The following is a 20,235-nucleotide window of genomic DNA, read 5'->3' as shown; positions in this document are numbered from 1 at the left end:
GGGGGCGCTGTCCGTCGCCGAACTTACTGCGCCGTCGTTTCTTCACCCGTCTCAGGTGCTTCCGGAGCCGGAGCGTCCTCGGGGGTGTCACCATTGGCGACGTCCGAGGGCTCGTCCGCGTTGCGTGCGACGGCGAGAAGAGTGGTTCCTTCGCCGAGATTCATCAGCCGGACCCCCTTCGTCTGCCGTCCTGCCTTGCGGACGTCGCCCGCCGGCGTGCGGATCACGCCGCCGCTCGAGGTGATCGCGTACAGCTCGTCCTCGGCGTCGACGATGAGCGCACCCACCAGCCTGCCACGTTTCCGGTCGTGCTGAATGGTGAGCACGCCCTTGCCGCCGCGGCCCTGGACCGGGTAGTCCTCGATCGCCGTGCGCTTCGAGTAGCCGCCGTCCGTCGCGACCAGGAGGAACTTGCCCTCCTTGACCACGCTGATGCCGAGCAGCTCGTCGCCGTCGTTGAAGCGCATGCCCATCACGCCGGACGTCGGGCGGCCCATCGGCCGCAGCGCCTCGTCCGTCGCGTGGAAGCGGATCGACTGGCCTTCGGCCGACACCAGCAGGAGGTCGTCCTCCGCCGCCGCCAGCACCGCGCCGACCAGTTCGTCCCCTTCGCGCAGGTTGATGGCGATGAGGCCGCCCGAGCGGTTGGAGTCGAAGTCGGTGAGCTTGGTCTTCTTCACCAGGCCGCGCTTGGTGGCGAGCACCAGGTACGGCGCGACCTCGTAGTTCTTGATCTCGATGACCTGGGCGATCTGCTCGTCCGGCTGGAACGCCATCAGGTTCGCCACGTGCTGGCCGCGCGCGTTGCGGTTGGCCTCGGGCAGCTCGTACGCCTTGGTCCGGTAGACGCGGCCCTTGTTCGTGAAGAACAGGATCCAGTCGTGGGTCGAGCAGACGAAGAAGTGCTGGACGATGTCGTCCTGCTTCAGCGTCGCGCCCTGCACGCCCTTGCCGCCGCGCTTCTGCGACCGGTACAGATCCGTTTTCGTCCGCTTGGCGTACCCCGTGCGGGTGATCGTGACGACGACGTCCTCGACCGCGATCAGTTCCTCGTCGGTGACGTCGCCGCTGAAGCCGATGATCTTCGTGCGCCGGTCGTCGCCGTACTTCTCGACGATCGCCATCAGCTCGTCGCGGATGATCGCGCGCTGCCGCTCGGGCTTCTCGAGGATGTCCTTGAGGTCGGCGATCTCCAGCTCGATCTCGGCCAGCTGGTCGATGATCCGCTGACGCTCCAGGGCGGCGAGGCGCCGCAGCTGCATGTCGAGGATCGCGGTCGCCTGGATCTCGTCGACGTCCAGCAGCTCCATCAGGGCCGGCCGGGCCTCGTCCGCCGAAGGCGACCGCCGGATGAGGGCGATGACCTCGTCGAGCATGTCCAGCGCCTTGACGTACCCACGCAGGATGTGGGCCCGCTCTTCGGCCTTCTTCAGGCGGAACTTGGTCCGCCGGACGATGACCTCGACCTGGTGCTTCACGTAGTGCCGGATGATCTGGTCGAGCCGCAGCGTGCGCGGCACGCCGTCGACCAGGGCCAGCATGTTGACGCCGAAGTTCTGCTGCAGCTGGGTGTGCTTGTAGAGGTTGTTCAGCACGACCTTCGCGACCGCATCGCGCTTGATCGTGACGACGATCCGCATGCCCGAGCGGCTGTTGGATTCGTCGGCGATGTCGGCGATGCCGGTGAGCTTGCCGTCGCGGACCAGATTCGCGATGTTCTCGACCAGGTTGTCCGGGTTGACCTGGTACGGCAGCTCGGACACGACCAGGATCGTGCGGCCCTTCGCGTCCTCTTCGACCTCGACGACCGCGCGCATCCGGATCGAGCCGCGGCCGGTGCGGTAGGCGTCCTCGATGCCGGACGTCCCGAGGATCATCGCCCTGGTCGGGAAGTCCGGGCCCTTGATGCGGACCAGGAGCGCGGCCAGCAGCTCGTCGTCGGTCGCCTCCGGGTTCTCCAGCGCCCAGGCGACGCCTTCGGAGACCTCGCGCAGGTTGTGCGGCGGGATGTTCGTCGCCATCCCGACCGCGATCCCGGAACCGCCGTTGACCAGCAGGTTCGGGAACCGCGACGGCAGGACGTCGGGCTCCTGCGTGCGGCCGTCGTAGTTGTCGGAGAAGTCGACGGTGTCTTCTTCGATGTCGGCCAGCATCTGCATGGCCAGCGGCGCGAGCCGGGACTCGGTGTACCGCATGGCGGCCGCGGGGTCGTTGCCCGACGAGCCGAAGTTGCCCTGGCCGTCGATCAGCGGGTACCGCAGCGACCACGGCTGGGCGAGCCGGACCAGCGCGTCGTAGATCGCCGAGTCGCCGTGCGGGTGGTAGTTGCCCATGACGTCGCCGACGACGCGGGAGCACTTGTTGTACCCGCGGTCCGGCCGGAAACCGGAGTCGAACATCGAGTACAGGATCCGGCGGGCGACGGGCTTGAGGCCGTCACGCACGTCCGGCAGCGCCCGCGACACGATGACGCTCATCGCGTAGTCGATGTAGGAGCGCTGCATCTCCTGCTGGATGTCGACCGGCTCGATCCGGTCGTGTTCCGGAGCCGGCGGCAGAGTTTCCGTCATGAGGTCCTTCTCGAGTGGAGAGTCCTAGCGGGACAAAGAGCGGGGGGGGGAACGCCTACACGTCCAGGAAGCGCACGTCCTTGGCGTTGCGCGTGATGAACGACCGGCGGGCCTCGACGTCCTCGCCCATCAGGACCGAGAACAGCTCGTCCGCCTGGGCGGCGTCGTCCATCGTGACCTGGCCCAGCAGCCGGTTCGCCGGGTCCATCGTGGTCTCCCACAGCTCTTCGGCGTTCATCTCGCCGAGACCCTTGTAGCGCTGGATCGCGTCGTCCTTCGGGAGCCGCTTGCCGGCCTCGACACCCGCCTGGATGACGGCGTCGCGCTCACGGTCGGAGTACGCGTACTCCGGCTCCGCCCGCGGCCACTTGATCTTGTACAGCGGCGGCCGCGACAGGAAGACGTGGCCGTGCTCGATCAGCGGCGCCATGAACCGGAACAGCAGGGTGAGCAGCAGCGTGGTGATGTGCTGGCCGTCGACGTCGGCGTCGGCCATCAGCACGATCTTGTGGTAGCGCAGCTTCTCGAGGTCGAACTCGTCGTGGATGCCGGTGCCCAGCGCGGTGATCAGCGACTGGACCTCGGTGTTCTTGAGGACGCGGTCGATGCGGGCCTTCTCGACGTTGATGATCTTGCCGCGGATCGGCAGGATCGCCTGGTACATCGAGTCCCGGCCCTCCTTGGCCGAGCCGCCGGCCGAGTCACCCTCGACGATGTAGAGCTCGCACTCCGCCGGGTTCGTCGAGCGGCAGTCCTTCAGCTTGCCGGGCAGGCCGCCGATCTCCAGCGCGCCCTTGCGGCGGACCAGGTCACGCGCCTTGCGCGCGGCCATCCGCGCCTGCGCCGAGGAGATCGACTTGTTGATGATCGTCTTCGCCTCGGTGGGGTTGCGCTCGAACCAGTCCGCCAGCCACTCGTTCGACGTCTGCTGCACGAACGTCTTGGCCTCGCTGTTGCCCAGCTTGGTCTTGGTCTGGCCCTCGAACTGCGGCTCGGACAGCTTGATCGAGACGATCGCGGCGAGACCCTCGCGCACGTCGTCGCCGGTCAGGTTGGCGTCCTTCTCCTTGAGCAGCTTCTTGTCGCGCGCGTAGGAGTTGACGACGCGGGTCAGCGCGGCGCGGAAGCCCTCTTCGTGGGTGCCGCCCTCGTGGGTGTTGATCGTGTTGGCGAACGTGTACACCGACGGCGTGAAGCCGGTGTTCCACTGCATCGCGACCTCGACCTCGAGGCCGGTGCCCTTGGCGTCGAAGGAGATCACGCTGGGGTGGATCGGGTCCTTGCTGCCGTTGATGTGCTTGACGAAGTCCTCGAGCCCGCCCGGGTAGCAGTAGGTCTTTTCCTTGATCCGCGCGACCTTGCCCTCGGCGTCGGCTTCGGTGTCCTCGTCGGCGACGCGCTCGTCGCGCAGGGACAGCGTCAGCCCCTTGTTCAGGAACGCCATCTCCTGGAGCCGGCGCGAGATGGTCTCGAAGTTGTACGTCGTGGTCTCGAAGATGTCGCCGTCGGCCCAGAAGGTGATCGTGGTGCCGGTCTCCGACGCCGGGCCGAGGTCCTCGAGCGGGCCGGGCACCTGGTCGGTGTACTCCTGCCGCCAGCTGCGGCCGCCGTACTTGACCTCGGCGAGCAGCTTCTTCGACAGCGCGTTCACCACGGAGACGCCGACGCCGTGCAGGCCGCCGGACACCGCGTAGGAGTCGCTGTCGAACTTGCCGCCCGCGTGCAGCACGGTGAGCACGACCTCGAGGGTCGGCTTCTGCTCCTTGGGGTGCATGTCGACCGGGATGCCGCGGCCGTCGTCGACGACGCGCACCCCGCCGTCGGCGAGGAGAGTAACCTCGACCTTGGTGGCGTGGCCGGCCATCGCCTCGTCGACGGAGTTGTCGACGACCTCCTGGACGAGGTGGTGCAGCCCGCGTTCACCAGTGGAACCGATGTACATGCCGGGGCGCTTGCGGACCGCTTCGAGGCCTTCGAGCACCGTGATCGACGACGCGTTGTACTCGTGCTTGTTCTCGGTCACCGGCGTTGTTTCTCCTCGTCTCGCCCGAGCGGACGCTCGCTCCCTTCCAGTGTACTTGGCCGCGTCCGCTGACATGCGGCAAGGACACCCCTGAATGCGTCACAGACGCACGAAATCGGTTCGAGCCGAGTCTTGACGTATCTCGGGAGGTCTGGATGCGTTCTCGGGGCATTCAACCGAGCATCGCGCAACCTGGGTCAGCCGTACGTGTCACGCGGGCCGCGCCCCGGCACGTGCCGGGGTCCTTTCCGCCAGCTCGGAGCGGTCGGGCCCTGGATCCGCATCCGCTTGACGACGCCGTTGCCGACCCCCGCCGCGATCTTGGCCAGCAGCTTTCCCTGCAGCAACCGCAGCTGGGTGGCCCACGCCGTGGAGCTGGCGCGGACGGTGAGCTCGCCGTCCTTGAGCGCGACCGGCTGGGCGTGTTCGGCGACGTCTTCGCCGACCAGCCGCGCCCACTGCGCGAAGACGCGGGCGCTCGTGACGCTCTCGTTCCAGCCGCGGTCGCGAACCAGCCGCGAGACGAGCCGGCCGAGCGGCTGCGGGTCGCGCGGGTCCGCGCCCGGTCCCGACCAGCGGCGACGCCGGGGGTTCTGCCCGCCGCCGGTCGCGGGACGGCGCCGGCCGGGCGAAGTGCCGCGTTCCTTGGCCTTGGCCTTCGCGGCCTCGAGGGCGGCGTGCGCGAGGTCGCGGCCCGTCATCGGGTTCCCGTTCGGAGCAGCGCCGTCTTCACTCTGCGTGCCCGAAGACCCGTTCTCGTGTGGGTTAACGCCCTTGCGAGGGACGTCAAGGGGCTGATCCGGCGTTTTGGTCACGCGCGGCGATAACTCGGGCACGGGTTTATCCACACTGTCCACAGGTTTGTCCCCAGATCGGTGGGTAACTGCTGTGTCGGCGATCACACCGGGTGCCCGGTTCGATCTTGCCGGACGTCGTCCGCGCTGCTCAGCCACCCGAGATCGCACCATCCGCCACCACGAACCGGTGCCCGGACAGCTCTCCGGGCACGTCTTCGTCGACCGCGGCGGTCACCAGCACCTGTTCGGCGCTCGCGGCCACCTCGGCCAGCCGGGCCCGGCGCTTGCGGTCCAGCTCGGCGAACACGTCGTCGAGCAGCAGCACCGGCTCGCCCGCCTCCCCGCGCAGCAGCTCGTAGCTGCCGAGCCGGAGGGCGAGCGCGAACGACCACGACTCGCCGTGGCTCGCGTAGCCCTTGGCCGGCGCCTGGCCCAGGATCAGCTCCAGCTCGTCCCGGTGCGGGCCGACCAGGCTGATCCCGCGCTCCAGTTCGGCCTTCCTGGCCTCGCCGAGCGCCTTCAGTAAGACGTCCTTGAGAACGTCGGGTTGCGCCCGTTCACCATCCGGTACGCCGTACGTTTCCGGCAGGGCCGCCCCCAGCGAAGACCGGTAGGTGATCCTCGCCGGACGCGAGTCGGGTGCGACGCCCATGTACGCCGAAGCCGCGTACGGCGCCAGGTCGGCGACCAGGTTCAGGCGCGCGGCCAGCAGCTCCGCGCCCGCCACCGCGAGGTGGTCGTCCCAGACTTCCAGCGTCGACAGCGCGTACGGGTCTTCGCGACCCGTACGTCGTTTCCCCGCCGTTTTGAGCAGGGCGTTGCGCTGCTTCAGCACCTTCTCGTAGTCCGCCCGGACCCCGGCGTACCGCGGCGCGCGCAGCACCAGCAGTTCGTCGAGGAACCGGCGCCGCTCGCCCGGGTCGCCGCGCACGAGCGCGAGGTCCTCCGGGGAGAACAGCACCGTGCGCAGGATCCCGAGCACGTCACGCGGCCGGCCGACCGCACCGCGGTTGACCCGGGCGCGGTTCGCCCGGCCCGCGGTGATCTCCAGCTCGACCGTCAGCTCGCGGTCGTCGTTGACCACCGCGACGCGCACCAGCGCGCGCTCGCAGCCGTGCCGGATCAGCGGCGCGTCCGTCGCGACGCGGTGCGAGCCCAGCGTCGCGACGTACCCGATCGCCTCCAGCAGGTTGGTCTTGCCGCGGCCGTTCTGGCCGACCAGCACGGTCGGCCCCGGTTCGAGGGCGAGATCGGCCTGTGGCCAGGAGCGGAAGTCGGTGACCTGCAGGTGTCGCAGATACACCCGGAGCTCCTTATCCGCCGACCTTCTTCACGGCGTGCCCGCCGAACTGGTTGCGCAGCGCGGCGACCGCGCGCATCGCGGCCGAGTGCTCCTGCCGCGAAGCGAACCGCGCGAACAGCGCGGCCGAGATGACCGGCGCCGGCACCGCGTTGTTGATCGCCTCTTCCAGCGTCCAACGGCCTTCGCCGGAGTCCTCGACGTAACCCTCGAGGTCGTCCAGCTCCGGGTCCTCGTCGAGCGCGCGCACGAGCAGGTCGAGCAGCCAGGACCGGACGACCGTGCCGCGCTGCCAGCCCTTGATCACCGCGGGCACGTCCTTGACGACCTTGGCCGCCTCGAGCAGCTCGAAGCCCTCCGCGAAGGCCTGCATCATGCCGTACTCGATGCCGTTGTGAATCATCTTCGCGTAGTGGCCGGCACCGACGTCACCCGCGTGCGAGAAGCCTTCTTCGCGGGGGCCTTCCGGACGCAGCGCGTCGAAGATCGGCATCGCCTTCTCGACGTCCGCGGCCGCGCCGCCGACCATCAGGCCGTAGCCGTTTTCCTTGCCCCACACGCCACCGGAGACACCGCAGTCGACGTAGCCGATGCTCTTGGCCGCGAGCAGGTCCGCGTTCAGCTTGTCGTCGGTGTACTTCGAGTTGCCGCCGTCGATCACCATGTCGCCGGCGGAAAGCAGGTTGCTCAGCTCGGTGACGGTCTGGCGCGTCGGGTCGCCGGCCGGGACCATGATCCAGACGATCCGCGGGCCGTCCAGTTTGGACACCAGGTCTTCGAGCGACGTCGTGTCGGAGACGTCCGGGTTGCGGTCGTAGCCGACCACCTCGTGACCGGCCGCGCGCAGCCGCTCACGCATGTTGAAGCCCATCTTGCCCAGGCCGATCAGACCGAGCTGAACCATCGAGATCCCCTTACGTACTCAGGAGTTGCTGTGTCGCTCGGGGCTTCGCCCCGGGCCGGGGGCTTCGCCACCCGGACCCCCGAAAGATGTCCATCAGCCCGGGAGGCGGACCGGCATCAGGAGGTAGAGGTAACCGGGGACGACGTTGCCCTCGGCGTCGGCGGGCTTGATGAGCGCGGGCCGGTTCGGCGTGGTGAACGTCAGCTCCGCCCGGTCGCTGTGCAGCGCGCCCAGGCCGTCGACGAGATAACCCGGGTTGAACGCGATGGTCACCGGCTCACCTTCGTACTCGACCTGCAGTTCCTCTTCGGCGCTGCCCTCGTCGTCGCCGCCCGCGGACAACCGCAGCGAGTTGTCCCCGAACTCCAGTCGTACCTGAGTCCCCCGCTCGGCCACCAGCGAAACGCGCTTGATGGACTCGGTGAGCGCGGACACGTCGATGACCGCGCGCGAGGTGTGCGACGCCGGCAGCAGCTGCCGGTACGGCGGGAACTCCGCGTCGAGCAGGCGGGTCGTCGTGTAGCGCCCGGAACCGGACAGGCCGAGCAGGCCCTCGCCGCTGGCGAGCGCGAGGCGGATCGTGGCGCCGCTCGCGCCGAGCGTCTTGGCCGCTTCGGCGAGGGTGCGCGCCGGGACGAGCACCGCGGCGTCGGCCAGGCCCTCGGCCGGCTGCCAGGTGAACTCGCGCATGGCGAGCCGGAACCGGTCGGTCGCGACGAGGGTCAGCGAGCTGCCGGAGATCTCGAGCCGCATGCCGGTGAGCATCGGCAGCGTGTCGTCCTTGCCCGCGGCGACGACGACCTGGGTGACGGCCTGGCCGAACGCGTCGCCGGCGAGCTCGCCCGCGAAGGCGGGCTGGGACGGCAGCTGCGGGTAGTCCTCGACCGGCATGGTCGGCAGGGAGAACCGCGCGCTGCCGCACGTGATGGTGGCGCGGGCGCCGTCGACGGAGATCTCGACCGGCTGCGCGGGCAGCGCCTTGGTGATGTCGGCGAGCAGGCGACCGGACACGAGCAGGCGGCCGCCGTCGGCGATCGTCGCCGGGACCCCCACCGTGGCGGAGACCTCGTAGTCGAAGCCGGAGACCGTCAGCGCGTCGGTGTCGCCGTCCGAACCGGCGTCGAGGAGGACGCCGCCCAGCACCGGCACGGGCGGCCGGGACGGGAGGCTTCTGGCCACCCACGCGACGGCGTCGGCGAGCCCGTCACGCTCGACGCGGATCTTCATGCGCGCATCCTTTCGACGGTCGAGCCCACTGCGGGCTCGGGCCAGGCCTCGATCTCCCGGGTCGGGACCGGCGGCCCCCTCCGGCCGGGTCCGCCCTCCGCGTGAGCGGCCGGAGCGCGGACCAGGTGCAGGCATCCACGTTAGGCCGTCACGGCGGCCGCCGTCACCTCGGCCTCCCCTTGAGTTTGTCGACATGACGACTCGATCTCGCGGCTGTCCCCAACTTCGCCCATCGCCTGTTTTTATCTTTTTCTCTCTTTCAAGAGATCTAAGGGCAGTAGCAGTAATAGGCGTTGTGGATTGTGTGGATCGAGCTCGTTCGCGCAGGTCGGACCGCTCGCGGGCGTGTGGGTAACCGTGGTGGTGGACCTGTGGGTAGATCGGGCGGTCCGTGGATGGTTTCGGGCCGGCCCGGATTCGTCCACAGCTGTCCCCAGTTGTCCCCATGGTTGTCCCCAGGTGTGCGGCGATTTGTACCCAGGGTCTGGGGCTACCGGACGGGGTCCGAACCCCTCTTCCGAGTGACCGGCACCGCCTGTGCACATCATGTGGGCAACCTGTGGAATCAGCGTGGACAAGGGTGTGGATGCGCTGTGGATCGCCTGTGGGCGAGGTGTGGACGATATCGGCGTCGTCGCTGGTGGGAGATCCGTTGGCACTGTGGGCAATCCGCCCACACCATGGGGAAACTTCCTTGTGTACAAACAATTTTCACGACTTTGGCGAAGCGCGCGTACGCACCTTCGCTGCTTCGCCGGCGTACGCGTGCTTCAGACGCTCCAAAGACGACTTCGGGGCGTCCACAGTGTGCGGACGCCCCGAAGTCGTTGGGAGATAAGGGATGTGCTACTGGCGGGCGCGCTGCTTGATGCGCGACGTCAGCTCCTGCACCTGGTCGTAGATCCGCCGGCGCTCGGCCATCTCCTTGCGGATCTTCTTGTCCGCGTGCATGACCGTCGTGTGGTCGCGGCCGCCGAACGTCTGCCCGATCTTCGGCAGCGACATGTCGGTCAGCTCGCGGCAGAGGTACATCGCGATCTGGCGGGCGGTGGCGAGCGCCTTCGTCTTGCCGGGGCCGCACAGGTCGTCGAGCGTGACGTCGAAGAACTCGGACGTGACGCCCATGATGGTCGGCGCGGTGATCTCCGGCGCGTGCGAGTCGGGGATCAGGTCGCGCAGCACGATCTCGGCGAGCGCGCTGTCGACCGGCTGCTGGTTCAGCGACGCGAACGCCGTGACGCGGATCAGCGCGCCTTCCAGTTCCCGGATGTTCGCCTCGACGCGCGAAGCGATGAATTCGAGGACCTCGCCCGGCACCGCCAGCCTGTCCTGTGCCGCCTTCTTGCGGAGGATCGCGATGCGCGTCTCGAGCTCGGGCGGCTGGATGTCGGTGATCAGGCCCCACTCGAACCGCGTCCGCAGCCGGTCCTCCAGCGTTTCGAGGCGCTTGGGCGGCCGGTCGGAGCTGACGACGATCTGCTTGTTCGCGTTGTGGAGGGTGTTGAAGGTGTGGAAGAACTCTTCCTGCGTTCCTTCCTTGCCCTCCAGGAACTGGATGTCGTCGACGAGCAGGATGTCGATGTCGCGGTAGCGGCGCTGGAAGGCGACCTTGCGGTCGTCGCGCAGCGAGTTGATGAAGTCGTTCGTGAACTCTTCGGTCGAGACGTACCGGACGCGCATGCCCGGGAAGAGCCGTTGCGCGTAGTGGCCGACCGCGTGCAGCAGGTGCGTCTTGCCGAGCCCGGACTCACCCCAGATGAAGAGGGGGTTGTACGCGCGGGCAGGCGCCTCGGCGACGGCGACCGCGGCCGCGTGCGCGAAGCGGTTGGACGCGCCGATGACGAACGTGTCGAAGGTGTACTTCTCGTTCAGCTTCGTCTTCGACGTCTGCGGCTGCGCCGGCGCGGTGTACGGCTGGCCGGCGATCGGCTGGCCGGAGAACGTCGGCCAGATTTCGTGGACGGCGGCGAGCGCCTCGCCCTCTTCGTCGACTTCCTCGTCGGTGTCGCCGTCGTCGTCCGGCTTCGCCGCGACGGCCTGATGCGGCGGCAGCGGCGGGGCGGGCTCGGGACGCGGGGGCGGCATCATCGGCGCGCCGTTGCCCGGCATCGGCGGCGCGGTTTCCGGGCTCGCGCCGTTTTCCACCCGGCCGGGTGACGGTGCGTAGCGGGGCGCGGGCGACGGGACGACCGCCTCGGCCGTGTCGACCTTCACCGCGAGCGAGATGGCGCGGCCGAGCCGCCGGGAGAGCGCGTCGGTGATCGCGCCGCGCAGGCCGCGTTCGATCGCTTCCTTCGCGAAGTCGCTGGGCGCCGCCAGGAGCGCCGTGCCGTCGAGCAGGCCGATGGGACGGGTCACGCGCATCCAGGCGCGCTGCTGGGGGGACAGGGTCCCGTCGGACAGTTCGCGTACCACCTGTTCCCAGATGACACCCAGATTGTGCTGGTGTTCCGACACCTGTCTGGCTCCCCTCCCCTCGTCGGCGTGGACGGCCGAGCCGGCCCCCGGAACGTCCCGGTCACTCCACCCGGCGATCACAGGAGGACCTGTCCGCGCACTGGCACAGCGAATATCCACATAGTTGTCCACAGCTGTGCACTAATGTACGGCGACCCACGGTGACGTCACCTGCGGGCTCGTCGTACGCCGGTGGGCACTCCACCACCCGGATACTCGTGCACCTCGACCGGTGACCCGAGAGAGGCACGCTAACAAGCCCCGCTCGCGGCCACAAGGCATCCTGGGCGCCAGCATTTCACGGTGCACGGCGGGTGGCCATTCGGTGCCGCGGCGTCGAACTCCCCGAGCGGTCCGGCCGGTCGCGTACCGTGGCCGAGGGGGTGCTTACCGGCCGCCCGACGGGGGTGCGTACCCTCGTAAGGTCTCCCGTATGCGACGGGTGCGTTTCGCGTGCCCACGTTGTCGTTGCTCGTCGTGACGAGGCCACACGTTGGTAGGAGACACCAGAGACTGCCGTGCGCCCGCACGACACGCCAGGTGGGGGGAAGAGATTCTTCTCGCCCGACGCGACACACAGGAGAAGCAGTGAGCAAGGGTAAGCGCACCTTCCAGCCGAACAACCGCCGCCGCGCCAAGACGCACGGCTTCCGCCTGCGCATGCGGACGCGTGCCGGCCGGGCCATCCTGGCTGGCCGTCGTCGCAAGGGCCGCGCCGCGCTGTCCGCCTGATCCGGCACGTCGGGGCGCGCCGTGCTGCCGGCTGCCGCACGTCTGCGGCGGAGTGAGGATTTCCGCGTGGTTCTCCGTCGCGGGTCCCGGGCAGGCAGGCGCCGCCTCGTCGTCCACGCACTGACCACGGACCCGTCCGTGGCCGCCGACGCTGTGCAGTCCGATGAGACTGTGCCGTCGGTGGCCAGGGCGGGTTTTGTGGTGAGCAAGGCCGTCGGGAACTCGGTGGTCCGCCACCGCGTCAGCCGGCGGCTGCGTCACCTCGTTTCGGCCCGGCTCGGAACACTGCCCGCCGGTACTGCGTTGGTCGTACGGGCATTGCCGCCGTCGTCGACCGCGTCCAGCGCCGAGCTCGGGTCCGATCTCGACGCCGCGTTGCGTCGGCTGGGGCTTCTGTCGTCGCGCCGTCCGGCCGGGGATGTCCCCCGCCCGACGCGTCCCGCGGACGCGGCCCCCGACCACGGATCAGCGGTGTGACCGGCATGCGAGCCACCCCCGAGCACGACCACGACCACGACACAGCGCCCGAGCCCCCGCGGCCCGGCCCCGTCGCCTGGGTCCTCCTGCTCCCCATCAAGCTCTACCGCAAGGCGATTTCGCCGTTCCTCCCACCGGCTTGCCGGTTCTACCCGAGCTGCAGCGCGTACGCAGTCGAAGCCCTCACCCGGCACGGTGCCGGGCGCGGCTCCTACCTCGCGCTGCGCCGGCTGCTGCGCTGCGGCCCTTGGACGCCTCCCGGCCGCGACCCCGTGCCCGAGAAGTTCTCGTGGCGCCACCGACGACCTGAAACACCGATCGAGGAGTAGCAGCAGTGCTCGATTTCATCTACTACCCCGTGTCCTTCATCCTCTGGTGTTGGCACAAGGTCTTCGGGCTCGTCTTCGGTGAAGCCGCGGCGATCTCCTGGATCCTCGGCATCATCTTCCTGACGTTCACGGTCCGCGGCATCATGTTCAAGCCGTTCGTGAACCAGGTCCGGTCGATGAAGAAGATGCAGGACTTCGCGCCGGAGATGAAGAAGCTCCAGAAGAAGTACGCGAACGACCGGCAACGCCAGGCCGCGGAGATGCAGAAGCTCCAGCGTGAGCACGGCGTCAACCCGCTCGGCAGCTGCCTGCCAATGCTGCTCCAGATCCCGGTCTTCATCGGCCTGAACCACGTCCTGCGCGCGTTCACCATGCCGCCGCCCGGTGGCGGCCCCAAGACCGAGAACTACTTCTTCACCCAGCACGACGTCCAGTCCTACGTCAACGCGAAGCTGTTCGGCGTCAACCTCGGTGAGGCCGTCTACAACGGTGTCGGCGTCGTCAGCGGCGGTGCCACGAACGTCGGCTTCCACTGGAGCGTCCTCCCGGTCGCGCTGCCCCTGATGATCGTCGCGTCGATCGCCACGCACCTCACCGCGCGCCACTCGGTGGCCCGGCAGAACGCCGCGTCGGCCACCCCGCAGACCGCGATCATGAACAAGCTGACGATGTACATCTTCCCGCTCGGTGTCCTCGTCTTCGGTGCGCTGTTCCCGCTCGGCCTCCTCTTCTACTGGCTGGCGAACAACGGCTGGACGCTGATGCAGCAGCGGCTCGTCTACACGAAGATCGACAAGGAAGAGGCGGCCCGCAAGGCGGAGGCCGCGGAGAAGCGCGCGTCGCTCGGCCCGAAGCCGGGTCAGAAGCCGACGGCGCCCAAGGTCGGTCAGAAGCCGGTCCAGCAGAAGAAGAACCAGCCCGCGCAGGCCGGCTCGGCGAAGAAGGTCACCAAGGCCGGCTCGGCCCACGGCTTCGCCCAGACGACCCCGGCGGAGGCGGCGGCCGCCGCCGCCAAGGCGGACGGCGCCACCGCGGCGGACACGGCCCCGGCCGACACCAACGGCTCGAAGGACAACGGCACCGGCGTGCCGGGCCTTCTCAAAGACTCGACCAGGAAGTCGGGCCGGAAGCGCCGCTGAGGCGCGACCGGTTCGGAGAGGAGACGAATGATGTCGGAGACGATCGACACGATCGACGCCGATCAGGACGACGTGACCCCCGCCGAAGGCGAAGCGGCCGAGCAGAAGGCGGGAGGTGGCGACGACATCCTCGTGCAGGAGGGCGACATCGCCGGCGACTACCTCGAGCGCCTGCTGGACCTGCTCGACTACGACGGTGACATCGACCTGGACGTGGAAGCCGGCCGCGCGATCGTGAGCATCGACGGCGGCGAGGACCTCGAGAAGCTCGTCGGCCCGCGCGGCACGGTGCTCGAGGCGCTGCAGGAGCTGACCCGCCTGGCGGTCCAGCAGGAGACGGGCTCCCGCAGCCGCCTGATGCTGGACATCGCGGGCTGGCGCGCGGACCGCCGCGAGGAGCTGAAGGAGCTCGGCCGCTCGACGGCGGAGTCGGTCCTGAAGAGCGGCGAGCGGGTGCGGCTGCAGCCGATGAGCCCGTTCGAGCGCAAGGTGGTCCACGACGCGGTGGCGACCGTCTCGGGCGTCACGAGCGAGAGCGAGGGCGAGGACCCGAAGCGCCGCGTGGTGATCTTCCCGGAGTCCTGAGCTTCACGCGCAGAGCGGCCCCACTTGACCTCGGTCGGGTGGGGCCGCTTTCTTGTGTGCATGCGCCCGGTGCCCGGTGAGGTCGTCCACTTCTCCGAAGACCCGACGATCACGCGCTTCGAGCCACACGTGGCGGCGACGGCACAGCGGCCGGAGGTGTACGTCTGGGCGGTCGATGCGGGCCGTGCGCCGGACTACTGGTTCCCGCGCCAGTGCCCCCCGCGCGCTGGCGTGGGTGACACCGGAGACGTCCGAGGCGGACCGGGCGTTCGTGGGGACGCCCCGCGTGCACGCGATCGAGTACGGCTGGCTGGCGTCGATGGGCAACGCGGCGGCTCGGCCGAGCGAATTACACGCGTGATGTTTCACGTGGAACGGTCCACAGCGACGGCCGGCTGAGTGGAGTTGTCCACATCTTCGGACTGTCGGCTCGTCTTCTCCGGTTCATCGGGGACAATCGAACGAGCGCGGTTTCACGTGAAACCGGCGGACGAGGAGTAGACGGAGTGAGCTTGGAGCAGGCCGCGGAGTCGGTGCGGGCCGCGGCGGAGCGGGTGTTCGGTGCGCACGTGGACCAAGCGGCTGGGTACGTCGAACTCCTGGAGCGCCACGGCGTGGAGCGAGGGCTGATCGGTCCCCGGGAAGTCGAGCGGTTGTGGGAACGGCATGTGCTCAACTCGGCGGTCATCGGGGAGCAGATGCCGGAAGGTGTCCGCGTGGTCGACGTCGGGTCCGGCGCCGGGCTTCCGGGTGTGCCGCTGGCGATCGCGCGACCCGACCTCGATATCGTTCTGCTCGAACCGATGGCCCGCCGGGTGGACTGGCTGGCCGAGGTGGCCGAGAAGCTGGAACTCCCGATCACCATCGTCCGTGGACGCGCGGAGGAGCGGCCTGTGCGTGAGCAGCTCGGTGGCGCCGACATCGTCACCGCTCGCGCGGTCGCCCCGCTCGCTCGTCTGGCGGACTGGTGCCTGCCGCTGGTCCGTCCCGATGGCTTCCTGGTCGCCCTCAAGGGCGCCAGCGCGGCGGACGAGATCGATCGGGACGGTGCCGCCATCCGCAAGGCCGGCGGGGCCGATCCCCTCATCGTCGAGTGTGGTGCGGCGGTCCTCGAGGTGCCCAGCACGGTCGTGAAGATCCGTCGCCTACCGACGGCCGCCAAGCCGAAGGCGCGGAGCAGGAAGCGTTAACGGGCCGCGATGTTCCACGTGAAACGACGCGACTCGACCACCGACCAGACGTCTAGATGGAGGAGGTGTCGAGACCGGTGAATCCCCCGCCGTCCGACTCCACGGAGACCAGCCACGACGTGGGCTGGACGCCGATCGCCGAAGAAGCCGCCCGCGCCGCGCGTCTGCTGCACCCGGAGCGGACGCTTCCCCGCCCCGGTCGCCGTCGCGTGCTGACCGTCGCCAACCAGAAGGGTGGCGTCGGCAAGACCACGAGCACGGTCAACCTGGCCGCCGCGCTGGCCGTCCACGGGCTCAAGACCCTCGTCGTCGACCTCGACCCGCAGGGCAACGCGAGCACCGCGCTCGACGTCGACCACCGGTCCGGAACGCCCTCCATCTACGAGGTGCTCATCGGCGAGGTGACGCTCGCCGAAGCGGCCCAGCCGACCGAGCAGTCCCCCAACCTCTTCTGCGTCCCGGCGACGATCGACCTCGCCGGCGCCGAGATCGAGCTCGTCTCGATGGCGTCCCGCGAGTCCCGGCTCAAGGAAGCCATCTCCTCGGAGATCCTCGACGAGATCGGCGTCGACTACGTCCTCATCGACTGCCCGCCCTCGCTGGGCCTGCTGACGGTCAACGCGATGGTCGCCGCGCAGGAAGTGCTCATCCCCATCCAGTGCGAGTACTACGCGCTCGAAGGACTGGGGCAGCTGCTGAGCAACATCGAGCTCGTGCAGCAGCACCTCAACCGTGAACTCCGCGTCTCGACGATCCTCCTCACCATGTACGACGGCCGGACCAAGCTGGCCGACCAGGTGACGAACGAGGTGCGGAACCACTTCGGCGACACCGTCCTCAAGACGGTCATCCCCCGCAGCGTGAAGGTGTCCGAGGCGCCCGGGTACGGCCAGACCGTGCTCGCCTACGACCCCGGCTCGCGCGGGGCGATGAGCTACGTCGACGCGGCCAAGGAGATCGCCGAGCGCGGCGCACAGATGGAGAAGGGTAGTTCGACATGACCGAGCGTCGAGGAGGGCTGGGGCGCGGCCTCGCCGCCCTGATCCCGACCGGACCCACCGGCGGTGGTCCGCTCCCCGCGCCCACCGACAGCGCGGCGGCGGACAAGAAGACGGCCGAGGAGAAGGGCTGGTTCGCGGCCAACGGGCAGGCGCAGCAGCACGGCGGCGAGGTCGCCGGCGCGGTTTACCGCGAGATCCCGGTCAGCTCGATCAAGCCGAACCCGAAGCAGCCCCGCCAGGTCTTCGACGAAGACGCGCTCGCCGAACTCGAGCACTCGATCCGCGAGTTCGGGCTCATGCAGCCCATCGTCGTCCGCGAGCTCGGCAACGACGAGTACGAGCTCGTCATGGGCGAGCGGCGGCTACGCGCGTCGCAGCAGGCGGACCTCGACGCGATCCCGGCGATCGTCCGGCAGACCGCCGACGAGTCGATGCTCCGGGACGCGCTCCTGGAGAACATCCACCGCGTCCAGCTGAACCCCCTCGAAGAGGCGGCGGCGTACCAGCAGCTGCTCGACGAGTTCGCGGTCACCCACGAGGAGCTGGCGAGCCGGATCGGCCGCAGCCGCCCGGTCATCACCAACACGATCCGGCTCCTCAAGCTCCCCCTGCCGGTGCAGCGCCGGGTGGCCGCGGGCGTCCTGTCCGCCGGGCACGCGCGCGCGTTGCTTTCGCTGGAGGACGCCGAGAGCCAGGAGGAGCTCGCCGCGCGCATCGTCGCGGAGGGCATGTCGGTGCGGGCGACCGAGGAAGCCGTCACGCTCAAGAAGAGCGAGAAGCCGGCCAAGCCGAAGCCCGCGCCGCGCAAGCCGATCCAGGCGCCGGGACTGCAGGAGCTCGCGAACCGCCTCTCGGACCGGTTCGACACCCGCGTGAAGGTCGACCTCGGCCGCCGCAAGGGCCGGATCACCCTCGAGTTCGGGTCGGTCGACGACCTCGAACGGATCGTCGCGATCATCGATGCGAACGGGGCAAATCAGACACCGAAAACCGATTAGGGATCCACCCCAGGGTGTTTCGTCACGGTGATGATTGCTCATCGCAGTCCTGACGACCACGCGAAGTGATCACACGAAAAAGGCCGCCACGGAACTTCCGAGGCGGCCTTTCGCGTAGAAAAGTCAGCGGGAGATCGCCCGCGCGATCAGTTCGGCGAACACCGCGCCGAGCGACTTGCCCGCCGCGTCGATGGCCATCGGGACGGTCGACGTCTCGGTGAGTCCCGGCGACGGGTTCACTTCGAGGAAGTGGACCGTGCCGTCCGCGGCCACGATCGCGTCGGTCCGCGAGATGTCCCGCAAGCCGAGGACGCGGTGGGCGGCGACCGCGAGTTCGGCCACCGCCTTGGCCGCGGCGTCGTCGAGCCGGGCCGGGGTGAAGAAGTCGGTCAGGCCGGCCGTGTAGCGAGCCGTGTAGTCGTACACGCCGCTCTCCGGGACGATCTCGACCGCGGGGAGGGCCTCGGGGCCGCCCTCGCTCTCGATGACCGTCACGGCCACCTCGACGCCGTCCACGAACCGCTCGGCGAGAACCGTGTCGCCGTAGGCGAAGCAGCCGACCATCGCCGCCGGCAGCTCCGCCGCCTCGCGCACCACCTGAGTGCCGAGCGCCGAGCCGCCCTGGTCCGGCTTGAGGATCAGCGGCAGGCCGAGCGTCTCGACCATCGCGTCGAGCACCGCCTGGGCGCCGAGCTCGCGGAACGTGCTGTGCGGCAGCACCGCCCAGCCCGGCGTCACGAACCCGGCGTTCTGCAGCAGCGCCTTCGCGGTCGGCTTGTCCCACGCGCGGCGGCAGCCCTGGGAGCCGGTGCCGACGAACGGCACCCCCAGCATCTCCAGCACCGTCTGCACCGAGCCGTTCTCGCCCTCGCCGCCGTGCAGCGCGACGACCACCGCGTCCGGGCGCTGCGTGCGCAGCCGCTCCAGCAGGCCCGCGTCGGTGTCCCACTCCTCGATGCCGAAGCCCGCGGACTTGAGCGCTGCGGACAGCCGTCGCCCGGACCTCAGTGAGACGTCGCGCTCGTGCGAAAGACCGCCGGCGAGCACGGCAACGGTACGGTCGACCACCGTGGGAACTCCTTAAGAAGGTTTAAACCGTGTCCGGGGACGGGTTCTGCGGCCCCTGCATCTGGCGCGCGCTCACGTTACCGAAGGTGCGCGCGAGGTCCATTTCGGACTCCAGCACGGCCGCCAGCCGCCGCACGCCCTCGCGGATGCGCTCCGGCGTCGGGTAGCAGTACGAGAGCCGCATCTGCCGGCTGCCGAACCCGTCGGCGTAGAAGCCGGTGCCGGACGCGTACGCCACCCGCGCGGTCACCGCGCGCGGCAGCATCGCCTTCGTGTCGACGCCTTCCGGCACCGTCACCCAGACGTAGAAGCCGCCGTCCGGCTTGGTCCACGAGCAGCCCGGGGGCAGGTACTGGTCGAGCGCGGAGAGGATCGCGTCCCGCCGCTCGCGGTAGTTCTCGCGGAACTTCTTGATCTGGCCCTTCCAGTCGTGCGTGGCCAGGTAGCGCGACACGATCATCTGGTTGAACGTCGGCGGGCACAGCGTCGCCGACTCCGCGGCCAGCACGAGCTTCTCGCGCACGGCGTGCGGCGCGAGCACCCAGCCGACGCGCAGGCCGGAGGCGAACGTCTTCGAGAACGACCCGAGGTACACGACGTTCTCGGGGTCGGTCGAGCGCAGGGCCGGGTACGTCTGCCCGTCGAAGCCCAGCAACCCGTACGGGTTGTCTTCGACGACGAGGACGCCGTGCTCGCGGCAGATCTCCAGGATCTCCGCGCGGCGCTCGACGGCGAGCGTGACGCCGGCGGGGTTGTGGAAGTTCGGGATCGTGTACAGGAACTTGACCCGGCGGCCGGCCTTCTCGGTCCGGTCGAGCGCTTCGCGCAGCAGCTCGGGCACCAGGCCGTGCTCGTCCATCGCCACGTGCACGACCTGCGCCTGGTACGCGGCGAACGACCCCAGCGCGCCGACGTACGACGGGCCTTCGGCGATGACGACGTCACCCGGGTCGCAGAACAGCCGCGTGACCATGTCCAGGCCCATCTGCGAGCCGACGGTCACCACGACGTCGTCCGGGTGCGCCTTGATGCCCTCCAGGGCCATGATCTCGCAGATCTGCTCGCGCAGCACCGGGACGCCGTGCGCCGAGCCGTACTGCAGCGCGACCAGGCCGTCTTCGGCGATGATCTCCGCCACCTGCGCCGACAGCGTGTCGAGCGGGAGTGCCGCCAGGTTCGGCATGCCGCCGGCCAGCGAAACCACCTCGGGCCGGCTGGCCACCGCGAACAGCGCCCGGATCTCCGAGGCGGTCATCCCGGCGGTGCGCGCGGCGTACCGCTCGAGGTGCGGGTCGAGGTTCTGGCGGCCGCTGTGTTTTTGAAGACCACTGTGCGGCTTGCTGGGGCGGTTCTCGCTCATCGACGTTCACCCGGGGCTAGGCGGACACGGTCACTCCCGCGGGAGCTGGTAGATCCCATCGAGTGTAACCGGGCACCC

General features: G+C 69.3%; 18 protein-coding genes and 1 pseudogene. 10 read left to right on the top strand and 9 right to left on the bottom strand.

The window, feature by feature from the left end; genetic code table 11:
* Positions 1-23: 23 nt before the first annotated feature.
* The 7 genes from gyrA to dnaA all read right to left on the bottom strand — a co-directional run bounded on the left by gyrA (position 24) and on the right by dnaA (position 11,278).
* A complete protein-coding gene (gene gyrA / locus AB0M93_RS21690; RefSeq protein WP_364275968.1) occupies positions 24-2,570 on the bottom strand; it encodes a DNA gyrase subunit A in 2,547 nt (848 codons plus the stop codon).
* A 55-nt stretch (positions 2,571-2,625) separates the two neighbouring features.
* Positions 2,626-4,593: a DNA topoisomerase (ATP-hydrolyzing) subunit B gene (gene gyrB, locus AB0M93_RS21685; RefSeq protein ID WP_364275967.1), complete on the bottom strand. Its 1,968-nt coding sequence runs from the start codon at positions 4,591-4,593 to the stop codon at positions 2,626-2,628.
* 197 nt (positions 4,594-4,790) lie between these two features.
* Positions 4,791-5,294 carry a DciA family protein gene (locus AB0M93_RS21680; RefSeq protein WP_364275966.1) on the bottom strand — a complete coding sequence of 168 codons (504 nt, stop codon included), beginning with the start codon at positions 5,292-5,294 and terminating at the stop codon, positions 4,791-4,793.
* Between the two features lie 244 nt (positions 5,295-5,538).
* Positions 5,539-6,693, bottom strand: coding sequence for a DNA replication/repair protein RecF (gene recF / locus AB0M93_RS21675; protein ID WP_364275965.1), 1,155 nt, complete (start codon positions 6,691-6,693; stop codon positions 5,539-5,541).
* A gap of 10 nt (positions 6,694-6,703) precedes the next feature.
* Positions 6,704-7,594 (bottom strand): phosphogluconate dehydrogenase (NAD(+)-dependent, decarboxylating), encoded by an 891-nt coding sequence (gene gnd / locus AB0M93_RS21670; protein WP_364275964.1) that lies wholly within the window; start codon positions 7,592-7,594, stop codon positions 6,704-6,706.
* A gap of 93 nt (positions 7,595-7,687) precedes the next feature.
* Entirely contained in the window at positions 7,688-8,821 is a 1,134-nt protein-coding gene (gene dnaN, locus AB0M93_RS21665) for a DNA polymerase III subunit beta (RefSeq protein ID WP_354811126.1), read from the bottom strand.
* Between the two features lie 846 nt (positions 8,822-9,667).
* Positions 9,668-11,278 carry a chromosomal replication initiator protein DnaA gene (dnaA, locus tag AB0M93_RS21660; RefSeq protein WP_364275963.1) on the bottom strand — a complete coding sequence of 537 codons (1,611 nt, stop codon included), beginning with the start codon at positions 11,276-11,278 and terminating at the stop codon, positions 9,668-9,670.
* A 588-nt stretch (positions 11,279-11,866) separates the two neighbouring features.
* Between dnaA and rpmH the strand changes: the two genes are divergently transcribed.
* The 10 genes and pseudogenes from rpmH (at position 11,867) to AB0M93_RS21610 (ending at position 17,729) form a co-directional block, all read left to right on the top strand.
* On the top strand, positions 11,867-12,010 hold the full coding sequence (gene rpmH, locus AB0M93_RS21655) for a 50S ribosomal protein L34 (protein WP_003082934.1): 144 nt from the start codon (positions 11,867-11,869) through the stop codon (positions 12,008-12,010).
* A 21-nt stretch (positions 12,011-12,031) separates the two neighbouring features.
* Positions 12,032-12,487, top strand: coding sequence for a ribonuclease P protein component (gene rnpA, locus AB0M93_RS21650; protein WP_364275962.1), 456 nt, complete (start codon positions 12,032-12,034; stop codon positions 12,485-12,487).
* A 5-nt stretch (positions 12,488-12,492) separates the two neighbouring features.
* Entirely contained in the window at positions 12,493-12,816 is a 324-nt protein-coding gene (yidD, locus tag AB0M93_RS21645) for a membrane protein insertion efficiency factor YidD (RefSeq protein WP_364276151.1), read from the top strand.
* Positions 12,817-12,821: 5 nt separating this feature from the next.
* Positions 12,822-13,955: a membrane protein insertase YidC gene (yidC, locus tag AB0M93_RS21640; RefSeq protein WP_364275961.1), complete on the top strand. Its 1,134-nt coding sequence runs from the start codon at positions 12,822-12,824 to the stop codon at positions 13,953-13,955.
* A gap of 30 nt (positions 13,956-13,985) precedes the next feature.
* Positions 13,986-14,540 (top strand): R3H domain-containing nucleic acid-binding protein, encoded by a 555-nt coding sequence (locus tag AB0M93_RS21635; protein ID WP_364275960.1) that lies wholly within the window; start codon positions 13,986-13,988, stop codon positions 14,538-14,540.
* Positions 14,541-14,600: 60 nt separating this feature from the next.
* Positions 14,601-14,699: pseudogene (locus AB0M93_RS21630) on the top strand (hypothetical protein); the annotation flags it as partial.
* 25 nt (positions 14,700-14,724) lie between these two features.
* Positions 14,725-14,901 (top strand): hypothetical protein, encoded by a 177-nt coding sequence (locus AB0M93_RS21625; RefSeq protein ID WP_364276164.1) that lies wholly within the window; start codon positions 14,725-14,727, stop codon positions 14,899-14,901.
* A gap of 145 nt (positions 14,902-15,046) precedes the next feature.
* The gene (rsmG, locus tag AB0M93_RS21620; protein ID WP_364275959.1) at positions 15,047-15,730 is read left to right on the top strand and encodes a 16S rRNA (guanine(527)-N(7))-methyltransferase RsmG; all 684 of its coding nucleotides are present in this window, start codon (positions 15,047-15,049) and stop codon (positions 15,728-15,730) included.
* 56 nt (positions 15,731-15,786) lie between these two features.
* A complete protein-coding gene (locus AB0M93_RS21615) occupies positions 15,787-16,731 on the top strand; it encodes a ParA family protein (RefSeq protein ID WP_364275958.1) in 945 nt (314 codons plus the stop codon).
* A complete protein-coding gene (locus tag AB0M93_RS21610; protein ID WP_364275957.1) occupies positions 16,728-17,729 on the top strand; it encodes a ParB/RepB/Spo0J family partition protein in 1,002 nt (333 codons plus the stop codon). Before AB0M93_RS21615 ends, AB0M93_RS21610 begins: the two co-directional genes overlap by 4 nt.
* A 123-nt stretch (positions 17,730-17,852) precedes the next feature.
* Here AB0M93_RS21610 and AB0M93_RS21605 read toward each other — a convergent pair whose 3' ends face one another.
* Both AB0M93_RS21605 and AB0M93_RS21600 read right to left on the bottom strand, forming a co-directional pair.
* A complete protein-coding gene (locus tag AB0M93_RS21605; protein WP_364275956.1) occupies positions 17,853-18,797 on the bottom strand; it encodes a D-alanine--D-alanine ligase in 945 nt (314 codons plus the stop codon).
* Between the two features lie 22 nt (positions 18,798-18,819).
* Positions 18,820-20,157 carry a PLP-dependent aminotransferase family protein gene (locus tag AB0M93_RS21600; RefSeq protein WP_364275955.1) on the bottom strand — a complete coding sequence of 446 codons (1,338 nt, stop codon included), beginning with the start codon at positions 20,155-20,157 and terminating at the stop codon, positions 18,820-18,822.
* Positions 20,158-20,235 lie beyond the last annotated feature (78 nt).

It is taken from the genome of Amycolatopsis sp. NPDC051102 (assembly GCF_040682815.1).
GTDB lineage: Bacteria > Actinomycetota > Actinomycetes > Mycobacteriales > Pseudonocardiaceae > Amycolatopsis.
Note: the sequence above shows the minus strand (reverse complement) of the source record. Positions and strands in the feature narration are given on the sequence as shown.